General features: G+C 68.2%; 15 protein-coding genes and 1 riboswitch. Of the genes, 13 read left to right on the forward strand and 2 right to left on the reverse strand.

All coding sequences use genetic code 11. The features are described from left to right. Together MMB92_RS35265 and MMB92_RS14805 are read right to left on the reverse strand one after the other, a co-directional pair. Positions 1-156 (reverse strand): SDR family NAD(P)-dependent oxidoreductase (locus tag MMB92_RS35265; RefSeq protein ID WP_346828519.1); only part of this gene is annotated, 156 nt, incomplete at its 3' end. Then, positions 153-1922 (reverse strand): ABC transporter ATP-binding protein/permease, encoded by a 1770-nt coding sequence (locus tag MMB92_RS14805; protein WP_006488528.1) that lies wholly within the window; start codon positions 1920-1922, stop codon positions 153-155. The genes MMB92_RS35265 and MMB92_RS14805, both read right to left, overlap by 4 nt. Positions 1923-2192: 270 nt before the next feature. Beyond that, a riboswitch (TPP riboswitch) is annotated at positions 2193-2316 on the forward strand. Between the two features lie 225 nt (positions 2317-2541). On the opposite strand from MMB92_RS14805, the gene MMB92_RS14810 reads away from it, so the two are divergent. From MMB92_RS14810 to MMB92_RS14870, 13 genes are all read left to right on the forward strand, one after another. Beyond that, complete coding sequence (locus MMB92_RS14810; RefSeq protein ID WP_058902241.1) at positions 2542-3678, forward strand: FAD-dependent oxidoreductase; 1137 nt, start codon at positions 2542-2544, stop codon at positions 3676-3678. Positions 3679-3710: 32 nt separating this feature from the next. Continuing rightward, the gene (gene thiS / locus MMB92_RS14815; RefSeq protein ID WP_006488534.1) at positions 3711-3908 is read left to right on the forward strand and encodes a sulfur carrier protein ThiS; all 198 of its coding nucleotides are present in this window, start codon (positions 3711-3713) and stop codon (positions 3906-3908) included. Between the two features lie 38 nt (positions 3909-3946). Next, positions 3947-4762 carry a thiazole synthase gene (locus MMB92_RS14820; protein ID WP_006488530.1) on the forward strand — a complete coding sequence of 272 codons (816 nt, stop codon included), beginning with the start codon at positions 3947-3949 and terminating at the stop codon, positions 4760-4762. Further along, positions 4759-5883: a thiamine phosphate synthase gene (gene thiE / locus MMB92_RS14825; RefSeq protein ID WP_077019890.1), complete on the forward strand. Its 1125-nt coding sequence runs from the start codon at positions 4759-4761 to the stop codon at positions 5881-5883. Before MMB92_RS14820 ends, thiE begins: the two co-directional genes overlap by 4 nt. An 84-nt stretch (positions 5884-5967) precedes the next feature. After that, positions 5968-6789 carry an ABC transporter ATP-binding protein gene (locus tag MMB92_RS14830; protein ID WP_006477138.1) on the forward strand — a complete coding sequence of 274 codons (822 nt, stop codon included), beginning with the start codon at positions 5968-5970 and terminating at the stop codon, positions 6787-6789. Beyond that, complete coding sequence (mlaE, locus tag MMB92_RS14835) at positions 6786-7553, forward strand: lipid asymmetry maintenance ABC transporter permease subunit MlaE (protein WP_006486220.1); 768 nt, start codon at positions 6786-6788, stop codon at positions 7551-7553. The genes MMB92_RS14830 and mlaE overlap by 4 nt, the downstream gene beginning before the upstream one ends. 24 nt (positions 7554-7577) lie before the next feature. Continuing rightward, the gene (gene mlaD, locus MMB92_RS14840; protein ID WP_006486221.1) at positions 7578-8138 is read left to right on the forward strand and encodes an outer membrane lipid asymmetry maintenance protein MlaD; all 561 of its coding nucleotides are present in this window, start codon (positions 7578-7580) and stop codon (positions 8136-8138) included. A 31-nt stretch (positions 8139-8169) separates the two neighbouring features. After that, positions 8170-9132 (forward strand): VacJ family lipoprotein, encoded by a 963-nt coding sequence (locus MMB92_RS14845; RefSeq protein ID WP_020979879.1) that lies wholly within the window; start codon positions 8170-8172, stop codon positions 9130-9132. Between the two features lie 111 nt (positions 9133-9243). Beyond that, positions 9244-9873, forward strand: a complete 630-nt coding sequence (locus MMB92_RS14850) for an ABC transporter substrate-binding protein (protein WP_012492305.1) — start codon at positions 9244-9246, stop codon at positions 9871-9873. Then, positions 9870-10145, forward strand: a complete 276-nt coding sequence (locus tag MMB92_RS14855) for an STAS domain-containing protein (protein ID WP_006485329.1) — start codon at positions 9870-9872, stop codon at positions 10143-10145. The genes MMB92_RS14850 and MMB92_RS14855 overlap by 4 nt, the downstream gene beginning before the upstream one ends. Positions 10146-10337: 192 nt before the next feature. After that, complete coding sequence (locus tag MMB92_RS14860; protein WP_006485348.1) at positions 10338-11264, forward strand: ABC transporter ATP-binding protein; 927 nt, start codon at positions 10338-10340, stop codon at positions 11262-11264. Beyond that, positions 11261-12082 carry an ABC transporter permease gene (locus MMB92_RS14865; protein ID WP_277562752.1) on the forward strand — a complete coding sequence of 274 codons (822 nt, stop codon included), beginning with the start codon at positions 11261-11263 and terminating at the stop codon, positions 12080-12082. The genes MMB92_RS14860 and MMB92_RS14865 overlap by 4 nt, the downstream gene beginning before the upstream one ends. Before the next feature lie 55 nt (positions 12083-12137). Further along, positions 12138-12377 carry a BolA family protein gene (locus tag MMB92_RS14870; RefSeq protein ID WP_006477131.1) on the forward strand — a complete coding sequence of 80 codons (240 nt, stop codon included), beginning with the start codon at positions 12138-12140 and terminating at the stop codon, positions 12375-12377. Positions 12378-12384 lie beyond the last annotated feature (7 nt).

A 12384-nucleotide genomic window follows, 5' to 3' on the forward strand; every position in this document is an offset into this window, starting at 1 on the left:
TGCGAGCCGCGCGCGTGCCGCATCGTCCGCGCCGCGCGCATGCAGCGCCAGCGCGACGCCGGGCGCCGCGAGCCGCCGCGCGAGCGCCGCGCCGATCCCCGACCCCGCGCCGGTGATCAGCGCGATCCGGGCGACGTGCGCGGCGCGTGCGTTCACGCGGCGACCTTGTCGTCGCTGCTCACGCGCTCGACGTTGATCGTGCCGACGTGGAACGCGGCCAGCGATTCGCGGTGCGCGATGCTGACGATCGCGGCCTTCGGCAGCCGTTCGGCGAACAGGTGATAGAGGCGGGCTTCGTTGTCGGCGTCGAGCGCGCTGGTCGCCTCGTCGAGGAACAGGAAGTCGGGCTTGTGCAGCAGCACGCGCGCGCCGGCCAGACGCTGCTGTTCGCCCGGCGACAGCACGCGGGTCCAGTGCGCGGTTTCGTCGAGGCGCTCGACGTAATCCTCGAGACGGCACGCGCGCAGCGCATCGCGGCATGCTTCGTCGCTGAACGTGTCGGGCGTCGCCGGGTAGGTGAGCGCGGCCTTCAGCGTGCCGATCGGCAAATAGCTGGTTTGCGGCACGAACATCATCCGCGCACCGACCGGCGCGTCGATCGCGCCGTCGCCGAACGGCCACAGCCCCGCGAGCGCGCGCATGAACGTGCTCTTGCCGGAACCGGACTTGCCGACCACGAGCCAGCGCGAGCCGGGCTCGATCGTGACGTCGCCGATGTTCGCGAGCGCGTTGCCGTTCGGCAGCGCGAGCTTGAGCGACGACGTGGACAGCTTCGCGGCGTCGATGTAGTGCAGGTTGATGCCGCCGTGCTCGGTCGCGGGCGACAGGCTTTCCTTCAGGTGCGACGTGCCCATCACGCGCTTGAATTCGCGCAGACGGTTGACGGTGGCGCGCCATTCGACGAGGGTCGAGTAGCTGTTGATGAACCACGAGAACGAATCGCTGACGGTGCCGAACGCGGACGAGATCTGCATCAGCACGCCGAACGAGAACGCACCGGCAAAGTAGCGCGGCGCGGCGACGACGAGCGGGAAGATGATCGCGATCTGCCCGTAGAAGCTCAGCACGAACGTGAGCCGCTTCGTGTACTTCATCACGCGCCACCAGTTGTCGCGGATGCGCATGAAGAGGCTCTGCGCGTTGCCGGCCTCGGTCTTCTCGCCGTCGTAGAACGCGATCTGCTCGGCGTTCTCGCGCACGCGGATCAGCCCGAAGCGGAAATCGGCCTCGACGCGCTGCTGCTGGTAGTTGATCGACACGAGCGGATGACCGACCTTCTGGATGATCAGCGAGCCGATCACCGCGTACAGCGCGGCCGCCCACACCATGTAGCCGGGAATCGCGATCGGCGTCGCGCCGAGCGTGAACGTCAGCGCGCCGGCGAGCGACCACAGGATCGTGATGAACGACACGAGCGTGACGACCGTCGACAGCAGGTCGAGCGACAGCGCGAGCGTCGTGGTCGCGAACGACTGGAGGTCGTCGGTGATCCGCTGGTCGGGGTTGTCGGCGAGGCGGTCACGCTCGATCCGGTAGAACGCGCGATCGCCGAGCCACTGGCCGAGAAAGCGGTCGGTGAGCCACTGGCGCCAGCGGAAGCCGAGCATCTGGCGCAGGTAGCGGCCGTAGACGGCGAGGATGATGAAGCCGAACGCGAGCGCGGAGAACTGCATCAGCAGGTTCGGGAAGTCGTGGACGTCCTTCGACTGCAGCGCGTTGTAGAACTGCGCGTTCCACTTGTTCAGCTTGACGTTGATCCAGACCACGCAGAGGTTGATCGCGATGATCGTGACCAGCAACCCCCACGCGATTTTCCATTCGGACGATACCCAGTAGGGCTTGATGAGGCTCCATGCGGATACCGGGCGCTCGTCCTGCGGCGCGTCGGAGGCGGAGCGGACGGGATCGATCGATTGGGTCATGTGCTTCCTGATGATGAGCCGGCGCGCGGGCCGGGCGAAACCGGGCGCGCGCCGCGATACGGCATGCCGGGGCGCGGCGCCGACGGACGGCGGGCGTCCGGATGGTCGCCCGTGCGTCTTAAACGGCACTTAAAAACCGGCGGTGACGCGGCAACCGGCCGCTCGCGCGGCCGGCCTGCGGGCATTGTGCCAGAGCGGCGCGGCGCGCCGGCGAATTTGCCGCAAGGGGGACAGTTTGCGGCGCTTTCCGCTTTTATGGTCTAATGGCCGACGACGAAACAGGGGTGCTTCGTGGCGCGGCCGGCAGATGTTCCGGGCAGCGCGGCGAGGCTGAGAAAGACCCTTCGCACCCGATCCGGGTAATACCGGCGAGGGAAGTTTCTGATCCCGCCGGGCCGCGCTGGCCGCCATCCCACATGGTCAGCGCCCGAGTCCCGCCCGGCCGGCCTTTGCTGCCGGTTTCGTCCTTTTGGGTACGCGCATTGCGCGTTACGGAAGGAATGATGACCGCACAATCTTCAGTCTTTTGCATGGTTCCCGGCCCGATGTCGCGTGCGTTCGCATGCGGTGGCGCGTGCACGTCGACGCTCGTCGCGCGTGACCGCGCGGAGGGCGCGCGATGAACGTCCGGGATGCACGACCCGATTTCGCGGTACTCGGCGGCGGCCTCGCCGGCCGCCTGATCGCGTGGCGGCTCGCGGGTGACGGGCATCGCGTCGCGCTCTACGAGCGCGGCGGGCCGGACGGCGAGCAGTCGGCCGCGTGGATCGCGGCCGCGATGCTCGCGCCGCTCGCGGAAGCGGCGAGCGCGGAGCTGCTGATCACCGAGCTCGGCGCCGCGTCGCTCGCGCGCTGGCCGCAGTGGCTCGCGGAACTGCCCGAACCCGTCTTCTTCCAGCATCGCGGCACGCTCGTCGTCTGGCATCACGCGGACCGCGCGGAGGCGCCGCTGTTCGAGCGGCGCGTGCGCGCGAACGCGCCGGCCGAGTTGTTCGACGGCGGTTTCGTGACGCTGGCCGGTGCGCAGGTCGACGCGGCCGAACCCGCGCTCGCGGGCCGCTTCGCGCGCGGGCTGATGCTGCCGCGCGAAGGCCAGCTCGACAACCGCCAGGCGCTGCGCGCGCTCGCCGCGGGCCTCGCCGAACGCGGCGTCGCGCTGCACTGGCACGCGGCGGTCGACGACGCGAACCTGCCCGCCGCGCATGTCACGATCGATTGTCGCGGGCTCGGCGCGAAACCCGCGCTGCCCGCGTTGCGCGGCATCCGCGGCGAAGTCGCGCGCGTGCACGCGCCCGGCATCGGGCTCACGCGGCCCGTGCGGCTGCTGCATCCGCGCTACCCGCTGTACATCGCACCGAAGCAGGACGATCTCTATGTGATCGGCGCGACCGAGGTGGAGGGCGAGGACATGTCGCCCGTGAGCGTGCGTTCCGCGCTCGAACTGCTGAGCGCGGCGTTCTCCGTGCATCCGGCGTTCGGCGAAGCGCGCATCCTCGAACTCAACGCGCAGTGCCGGCCGACGCTGCCCGATCATCGTCCGGCGGTGATCTGGGACGGCGCATCGACGCTCGCCGTCAACGGCCTGTACCGGCACGGCTTCATGATCGCGCCGGAAGTCGCGCAGGCGGCCGTCGCGTGCGCGCAGGCCGCGCTCGGCGGCACGCTCGGCGATCCCGACGCATTTGCCGCATGGCGCGCCACCGCGCGCTGGCCGACGCTTCTCCATCACCGCAACGACGCGCACCAGCCGGCCTGACGCGCGCCGCCGACCGAATTCGACCCAGCCTCATGGATATCCAGATCAATCAACAGACCCTGACGTTGCCCGACGGCGCGACGGTGGCCGACGCGCTCGCCGCGTACGGCGCGCGTCCGCCGTACGCGGTGGCGCTGAACGGCAATTTCGTCGCGCGTACGCAGCATGCGGCGCGCGCGCTCGCGGCGGGCGACCGGCTCGACGTCGTGCACCCCGTCGCGGGCGGCTGAGCGCCGCCGGTTCGTCCCCGCTCTTCCAGGAAAACGACATGACGTCCCCCACCTCCGCCGACACGCTGACGCTGTACGGCGAAACCTTCGCAAGCCGCGTGCTGCTCGGCACGTCGCGCTATCCGTCGCTGCAGTCGCTGTCCGATTCGATCGCCGCGTCGCGCCCCGGGATGGTGACGGTCGCGCTGCGCCGCCAGATGACGGGCGGCACGGCCGAAGCCGGCTTCTTCGACCTGCTCAAGCGCCACGCGGTGCCGCTGCTGCCGAACACGGCCGGCTGCCAGACCGTCGCCGAAGCCGTGACCACCGCGCACATGGCGCGCGAGGTCTTCGGCACCGACTGGATCAAGCTCGAGCTGATCGGCGACGACTACACGCTGCAGCCCGACCCGGTCGGGCTGATCGATGCCGCCGCGCAACTGGTCAAGGACGGGTTCAAGGTGCTGCCGTACTGCACCGAGGATCTCGTGATCGGCCGGCGCCTGCTCGACGTCGGCTGTGAGGCGCTGATGCCGTGGGGCGCGCCGATCGGCACCGGCAAGGGCGTCGTGAATCCGTACGGCCTGCGCGTGCTGCGCGAACGGCTGCCGGACGTGCCGCTGATCGTCGACGCGGGGCTCGGCGTGCCGTCGCACGCGTGCCAGGTGATGGAGTGGGGTTTCGACGGCGTGCTGCTGAATACGGCCGTGTCGCAGGCGACGCACCCGGAGATCATGGCGCGCGCGTTTGCGCAGGGCGTCGAGGCCGGCCGTGCCGCGTATCTCGCCGGCCCGATGGATGCGCGCGAAACCGCGCACGCGAGCACGCCGGTCGTCGGGATGCCGTTCTGGCACCAAGACGGAGGCGGCGCATGAGCGCGCGCTTCGCCGATGCGTTCTGGCCGCCGGCCGACGAGCTGGCCGAAGCGGCCGAGCGGATTCGCGCGCGGCTCGGCGACTGGCCGGACGGCGCGGCGCCGTGGCGGCTCTGCGTGGCGGCGCCCGACGTGCCGGCCGATGGCGACGTGCTGATCGTGTCGGCCGGCGATCGCGCCGCGCAGGCGCGTGCGTCGGCCGTGTCGCGGCCAGCGTCGCCCGATGCGGTGGCGATCGAATTCGACGAGCGCAGCGCCGTGCTGCATGCGGCGGGCGTGCGCTACGCGCTGGACGCCGCGCATCCGCTCGCGGACGACTGGATCGCGGCGCTTGCCGCATTCCTCGATTGCGGCTTCGCACCGGTCGACGCGCTGGTTCTCGCGCTGGCGTGGCGCGACGGCGACGAGACGCACGCCGCCGACGCATGGCCGGTCGATGCCGAGCGATTCCCGTGCGTCGCCGGGCTGCCGCCCGCGCCGGAGCCGGCGTTCCCGCCGTGCCCCGCGCAACTCGGCCTCTATCCGGTCGTGCCGAGCGCCGAATGGGTCGAACGCGTACTCGATGGCGGCGCGCGAACCGTGCAATTGCGCGTGAAAGATGCGACGCCGGACGCACTCCGTCAAGAAATCGCGCGCGCGGTCGCGGCCGGGCGCCGCTATCCCGATGCGCGCGTGTTCATCAACGATCACTGGCAGATCGCCGCAGAAGAGGGGGCGTACGGGGTACATCTCGGTCAGGAGGACCTCGAAACGGCCGATCTGGCCGCGATCGCGCGCGCGGGCCTGCGGCTCGGACTGTCGAGCCACGGTTATTACGAGATGTTGCGGGCGCTGCACGAACGGCCGAGCTACCTCGCGCTCGGCCCCGTGTACGCGACCGCGACCAAGGCCGTCGCCGCGCCGCCGCAGGGTTTGGCGCGGATTGCCCGCTACGCGCGCTTCGCCGGCGCGCGGGCGCCGCTGGTCGCGATCGGTGGGGTGGGGCTCGACGCGCTGCCGGCCGTGCTGGCGACGGGCGTCGGCAGCGTCGCGGTGGTCAGCGCGGTCACGGGCGCGGCCGACTATCGGACGGCGCTTATTGCACTGCAGCAGTGCTTTGCCGGACAATTTGACAATCGTTGACCGGAGGGCCCGGAACGGCGTCACGACATCATTCCAATGCAGGCCCTATAATTCGGCGTTCTGCGTAAAAGGACTGTCAGCTCCGTGAGCCCCACTCCTACCGAGACCCTGCTGGAACTTCGCGACGTCGACTTTGGCTACGGCGACCGCCTCGTCCTGTCCAACCTGAACCTGCGCTTCGGGCGCGGGCAGGTCGTCGCGGTCATGGGCGGCTCGGGTTGCGGCAAGACCACCGTGCTGCGCCTGATCGGCGGCCTCGTGCGCGCACGCCGCGGCCAGGTGCTGTTCGACGGCGCCGATGTCGGCGCGCAAACGCGCGACGGGCTGTATGCGTTGCGCCGCAAGATGGGCATGCTGTTCCAGTTCGGCGCGTTGTTTACCGACATGTCGGTGTTCGAGAACGTCGCGTTCGCGCTGCGCGAACATACCGATCTGCCCGAAGACCTGATCCGCGACCTCGTGCTGATGAAGCTCAACGCGGTCGGGCTGCGCGGCGCGCGCGACCTGATGCCGTCCGAGGTGTCGGGCGGGATGGCGCGCCGCATCGCGCTGGCACGCGCGATCGCGCTCGATCCGCAGCTCATCATGTACGACGAGCCGTTCGCGGGCCTCGATCCGATCTCGCTCGGCATCACCGCGAACCTGATCCGCACGCTGAACCAGGCGCTCGGCGCGACGTCGATCCTCGTCACGCACGACGTGCCGGAATCGTTCGCGATCGCCGATTACGTGTATTTTCTGGCCAATGGCGGTGTACTCGCGCAGGGTACGCCCGACGAGCTGCGCGCGTCGACCGATCCGAGCGTGCGGCAATTCATCGACGGCGCGCCGGACGGCCCGTTCAAATTTCATTACACGAGCCCGCCGCTCGCGGCGGATTTCGGGCTCGGCGGAGGGCGCGCATGATCAGCGCGATCGGACGTTACGTCATCGGCGGCCTCGAGCGTGCGGGCTACGGCACGCGCCTGTTCGTGCGCCTCGTGCTGGAATTCTTCCCGCTGCTGCGCCGGCCGCGGCTGGTCACGAAGCAGATCCACTTCCTCGGCAACTATTCGTTCGTGATCATCGCCGTGTCGGGGCTGTTCGTCGGCTTCGTGCTCGGGCTGCAGGGCTATTACACGCTGAACCGCTACGGTTCCGAGCAGGCGCTCGGCCTGCTGGTCGCGCTGTCGCTCGTGCGCGAGCTCGGGCCGGTCGTCACCGCGCTGCTGTTCGCGGGCCGCGCGGGCACGTCGCTCACGGCCGAGATCGGCCTGATGAAGGCCGGCGAGCAGCTCACCGCGCTCGAGATGATGGCGGTCGACCCGATCAAGAACGTGATCGCGCCGCGCATGTGGGCGGGCATCATCGCGATGCCGCTGCTGGCCGCGATCTTCAACGCGGTCGGCGTGCTCGGCGGTTATTTCGTCGGCGTCGTGCTGATCGGCGTCGATCCGGGCGCGTTCTGGTCGCAGATGCAGGGCGGGGTCCAGGTCTGGGCCGACGTCGGCAACGGCGTGATCAAGAGCATCGTGTTCGGCTTCGCCGTGACCTTCATTGCGCTGTACCAGGGGTATGAAGCGAAGCCCACGCCCGAGGGCGTGTCGCGCGCGACCACCAAGACGGTCGTGTTCGCGTCGCTCGCCGTACTCGGCCTCGATTTCCTGCTGACCGCGCTGATGTTCAGCTAAGCCTCAGCCAAGCCAAATTTTGGGATGACGATGAAAAAGACTGCTCTCGACTTCTGGGTCGGCCTGTTCGTGGTGGTGGGCTTCCTTGCGGTGCTGTTCCTGGCGCTGAAGGTCGGCAACATGAGCTCGCTGTCGTTTCAGCCGACCTACTCGGTGAGAATGAAATTCGACAATATCGGCGGGCTGAAGCCGCGCGCGGCCGTGAAGAGCGCCGGCGTCGTGGTCGGCCGCGTGAAGTCGATCGGCTTCGACACGAACACGTACCAGGCGCTCGTCACGATCGACGTCGACGGCCAGTACCAATTCCCGAAGGATTCGTCGGCGAAGATCCTGACGTCGGGCCTGCTCGGCGAGCAATATATCGGCCTCGATCCGGGCGGCGACACCGAAATGCTGAAGGCGGGCGATACGATCACGATGACGCAATCGGCGATCGTGCTCGAGAACCTGATCGGCCAGTTCCTGTACAGCAAGGCCGCCGATGCGGGCGGTGCGAAGCCGGCAGCCGGCGCATCGGCCGCGCCGGCCGCGCCTGCGCCGGTGGCGGTGCCGGCGTCGGCGGTGTCCGGTTCAGCCGGCCAATAACCACACGAGAGAAAACAAGAGGGTAATGACCATGCACACGATCCGCATCAGGCACGCCGCGCTGGCGGTAGCGGCAGTCGCCGCGTTGAGCGGCTGCGCGACCGTGCAGACGCCGACCAAGGGCGATCCGCTCGAAGGCTTCAACCGGACGATGTACAAGTTCAACGACACGGTCGACACGTACGCGCTGAAACCGGTCGCGAAGGGCTACCAGTACGTGGTGCCGCAGCCGGTGCGCGACAGCGTGACGAACTTCTTCTCGAACATCGGCGACGTCTACATCGCGGCGAACAACATCGTGCAGCTGCGCATCGCGGACGGCGTCGGCGACATCATGCGCGTCGTGATCAACACGGTGTTCGGCGTCGGCGGTCTGTTCGACGTCGCGACGATCGCGAAGCTGCCGAAGCACACGGCCGACTTCGGGATCACGATGGGCCGCTACGGCATGCCGTCGGGCCCGTATCTCGTGCTGCCGCTGCTCGGCCCGAGCACGCTGCGTGACACGGCCGGCCTCGGCGTCGACTACGTCGGCAACCCGCTTACCTACGTGAAGCCGGATGGCCTGAGCTGGGGCCTGTTCGGCGTGAACCTCGTCAACACGCGTGCGAACCTGCTCGGCGCGGGCGACGTGCTGGACGCCGCGGCGCTCGACAAGTATTCGTTCGTGCGCAACGCGTACCTGCAGCGCCGTCAGGCGCTGATCAGCAACGCCCGCGGCGAGGCCGCCGTAACGTCGAACAACGACGCGCTGCCGAAGTACGACCTGCCGGAAGACGGCGCGGCACCGGCGGCAGCCGGCGCGGCCGGTACCGCGGGTGCGGCGGCGGTGGGCGGTGCGGCGCCGGCGGGCGCATCGGGCGCGGCGGTTGCTGCGCCGGCGTCGGGCACGGCCGAATCGCCGAACCCGGCCAGCGAGACGAACGTGCCGGCGATGCAGGTGGCGCCGCCGTCGCCGGGCGGGTTCCGGTTCCCGAGCATCCGGCTGCACTGACGGACTTACATTCGTTACAGCCGGAAACGATTCAGTCGGTAGCGTACGCGAACTTGCGCGTAAGCTACCTGCTCCAACCTTCGCATCGACTCATTCATGCAGGCCACTATGATGAAAAAACTGTTCCTGATCCCCGTTTTCGCGGCGCTGTTCTCGTTCGGCAGCGCAGCTCACGCGCAAGTCGACCAGTCGAACCCGCAGGCGCTGATCAAGACGGCGACGCAGCAGGTGCTCGACGAAGTCAAGCAGCAGACGATCAAGCAGGGCGACACCAACCGCATCATCTCGATCGTCAACAAGGACATCCTGCCGTACACCGATTTCCGCCGCACCACGCAGCTCGCGATGGGCCGCAACTGGCGCACGGCGACGGCCGAGCAGCAACAGCAGGTTCAGGAGCAGTTCAAGCTGCTGCTGATCCGCACGTATTCGGGCGCGCTCGCGCAGCTGAAGCCGGACCAGCAGATCCAGTACCCGCCGTTCCGTGCGGATCCGGCCGATACCGACGTCGTGGTCAAGACGGTCGCGATGAACAACGGCCAGCCGGTCCAGATCGATTACCGCCTGTACAAGACGGCGAACGGCTGGAAGGTGTATGACCTGAACGTGCTCGGCGCATGGCTGATCCAGACCTACCAGCAGCAGTTCAACGAGAAGATCCAGCAAAGCGGCGTGGAAGGGCTGATCCAGTTCCTGACGCAGCGCAACCAGCAACTTGCCGCCGGCAAGCAAGCGTCGTGAGCGGCTTCGAAGCCGGCTCCTCGCTGACCGTCGCGAGCGCGAAGTCCGCGCTCGCGGCCGGTCTTGCGCGCATCGGTGCGGGCGCAACCGCCGTCGATTGCGCGGCGCTGACGCAGTTCGACTCGTCCGCGCTCGCCGTGCTGCTCGCATGGCAACGTGCCGCCAAAGCGCGCGGCGCGACCCTCGACATCCTCAATCTCCCTCCGAAGCTCGCCAGCCTCGCGCACGCCTACGGCGTCGACGCGCTCATCGAAGGCACCGGGCGACATTGATCCTGTCCGACCGAAGCCTGCCGCGCCAGCCGGCGCGCGCATGCTTCAGGCCGCGCGCCCTCGGCGCCGGCTCCCCCAGCCGGTTTGCCCTATAATCAAGCGTTTTGCGGGGCAGCCAATCGGCGTCCGGCCCCCATTTTCTTTCGCAGCAAGCACAGAATAGGCGTCGCGGCCCTGGCGTCGCGCACAGTCATGTCAGCCATAGAAATCCGTCACGTCAAGAAGCGCTACAAGTCGCTTCAGGCGCTCAAGGGCGTCAGCCTGTCGGTCGAGGAAGGCGAGTTTTTCGGTCTGCTCGGCCCCAACGGCGCAGGCAAGACCACGCTCATCAGTATCCTCGCCGGGCTCGCCCGGGCCGACGAAGGCAGTATCTCGGTGCGCGGTCACGACGTCGTCCAGGACTTCCGCAATGCGCGCCGCGCGCTCGGCGTCGTGCCGCAGGAACTCGTTTTCGACCCGTTCTTCACCGTCCGCGAGACGCTGCGGATCCAGTCCGGCTACTTCGGGCTGCGCCGCAACGACGACTGGATCGATGAAGTGATGGCCAATCTCGATCTCACCGAGAAAGCCGACGCGAACATGCGCGCGCTGTCGGGCGGGATGAAGCGCCGCGTGCTCGTCGCGCAGGCGCTCGTGCACCGGCCGCCGGTGATCGTGCTCGACGAGCCGACCGCCGGCGTCGACGTCGAATTGCGCCAGACGCTGTGGAAATTCATCTCGCGCCTGAACCGCGAGGGTCACACGATCGTGCTGACCACCCATTACCTCGAGGAAGCCGAGTCGCTGTGCGACCGCATCGCGATGCTGCGCCGGGGCGAAGTCGTCGCGCTCGACCGCACCGACGCGCTGCTGCGCCGGTTCGCGGGCCTGCAACTGTATCTGCGGTTCGCGACCGGTGCGCTGCCGGCCGAGCTGCGCGGGCTGGAGACCGATCCGGCCGCGCGCGCGCCGGGCGAGCACCTGCTGCGTCTCGGGAGCTACGACGAGGTCGAACGCATCCTCGCGCAATGCCGCGCGGCCGGCTGCACGTTCGACGAGATCGAGGTCCGCAAGGCCGACCTCGAGGATGTGTTCGTCCAGGTGATGAACGGGGCCGAGGTGATCGAGGGGCTGGCATGAATCAACACTCCCCACGCGAACTGCGTTCGCTGACGTCCGAGGGGACGGCCCGGCGCGTGCCGGGCAGCGGGTTTCGCACGCTGTTCTACAAGGAACTGCTGCGTTTCTGGAAGGTGTCGTTCCAGACGGTGCTCGCGCCGATCGTCACCGCGCTGCTGTATCTGACGATCTTCGGCCACGCGCTGTCGGGCCGCGTCGAGGTCTATCCGGGCGTCGAGTACGTGAGCTTTCTCGTGCCGGGCCTCGTGATGATGAGCGTGCTGCAGAACGCGTTCGCGAACAGCTCGTCGTCGCTGATCCAGTCGAAGATCACCGGCAACCTCGTGTTCATGCTGCTGCCGCCGCTGTCGTACCGCGACATCTTCGGCGCGTACGTGCTCGCGTCCGTGGTGCGCGGGCTCGCGGTCGGCACCGGCGTGTTCGTCGTGACGATCTGGTTTATCCCGATGCACTTCGCGGCGCCGCTGTTCATCATTGCGTTCGCGCTGCTCGGCTCGGCGATCCTCGGCACGCTCGGCCTGATCGCCGGGATCTGGGCCGAGAAGTTCGACCAGCTCGCCGCGTTCCAGAACTTCCTGATCATGCCGCTGACGTTCCTGTCCGGCGTGTTCTATTCGACGCATTCGCTGCCGCCCGTGTGGCGCGAAGTGTCGCGTCTCAACCCGTTTTTCTACATGATCAACGGCTTCCGTTTCGGGTTCTTCGGCGCGTCCGACATCAACCCGTTCGCGAGCCTCGCGATCGTCACCGGTTTCTTCGTGCTGCTCGCGCTGATCGCGATGCGGCTGCTCGCGACCGGCTACAAACTGCGTCATTGATATCGACAGGCCGCGGCCGCCCCAGGGCGGCGCGCGCCGACAGGAGCCTTACACCATGTTGCCGACTCCCGAACAGGTCAAGCAATACATCGCCGGCGGTCTCGCCTGCACGCATCTGGAAGTCGAAGGCGACGGCCAGCATTTCTTCGCGACGATCGTGTCGGCGGCCTTCGAAGGCAAGCGGCCGATCCAGCGGCACCAGCTCGTCTATGCGGCGCTCGGCGATCGCATGAAGCAGGAAATTCACGCGCTCAGCATGAAGACGCTGACGCCCGCCGAATGGCAGAACGCATAAACGGAAA

The organism is Burkholderia sp. IO2 (assembly GCF_029522185.1).
GTDB classification, from domain to species: domain Bacteria; phylum Pseudomonadota; class Gammaproteobacteria; order Burkholderiales; family Burkholderiaceae; genus Burkholderia; species Burkholderia cenocepacia.

What these genes read in the sequence shown, in the direction of transcription:
- MMB92_RS14805 (WP_006488528.1), bottom strand. Translation starts at nt 1,922, where the DNA reads ATGACCCAATCGATCGATCCCGTCCGCTCCGCCTCCGACGCGCCGCAG.
- MMB92_RS14810 (WP_058902241.1), top strand. Translation starts at nt 2,542, where the DNA reads ATGAACGTCCGGGATGCACGACCCGATTTCGCGGTACTCGGCGGCGGC.
- thiS (WP_006488534.1), top strand. Translation starts at nt 3,711, where the DNA reads ATGGATATCCAGATCAATCAACAGACCCTGACGTTGCCCGACGGCGCG.
- MMB92_RS14820 (WP_006488530.1), top strand. Translation starts at nt 3,947, where the DNA reads ATGACGTCCCCCACCTCCGCCGACACGCTGACGCTGTACGGCGAAACC.
- thiE (WP_077019890.1), top strand. Translation starts at nt 4,759, where the DNA reads ATGAGCGCGCGCTTCGCCGATGCGTTCTGGCCGCCGGCCGACGAGCTG.
- mlaE (WP_006486220.1), top strand. Translation starts at nt 6,786, where the DNA reads ATGATCAGCGCGATCGGACGTTACGTCATCGGCGGCCTCGAGCGTGCG.
- mlaD (WP_006486221.1), top strand. Translation starts at nt 7,578, where the DNA reads ATGACGATGAAAAAGACTGCTCTCGACTTCTGGGTCGGCCTGTTCGTG.
- MMB92_RS14845 (WP_020979879.1), top strand. Translation starts at nt 8,170, where the DNA reads ATGCACACGATCCGCATCAGGCACGCCGCGCTGGCGGTAGCGGCAGTC.
- MMB92_RS14850 (WP_012492305.1), top strand. Translation starts at nt 9,244, where the DNA reads ATGAAAAAACTGTTCCTGATCCCCGTTTTCGCGGCGCTGTTCTCGTTC.
- MMB92_RS14860 (WP_006485348.1), top strand. Translation starts at nt 10,338, where the DNA reads ATGTCAGCCATAGAAATCCGTCACGTCAAGAAGCGCTACAAGTCGCTT.
- MMB92_RS14865 (WP_277562752.1), top strand. Translation starts at nt 11,261, where the DNA reads ATGAATCAACACTCCCCACGCGAACTGCGTTCGCTGACGTCCGAGGGG.
- MMB92_RS14870 (WP_006477131.1), top strand. Translation starts at nt 12,138, where the DNA reads ATGTTGCCGACTCCCGAACAGGTCAAGCAATACATCGCCGGCGGTCTC.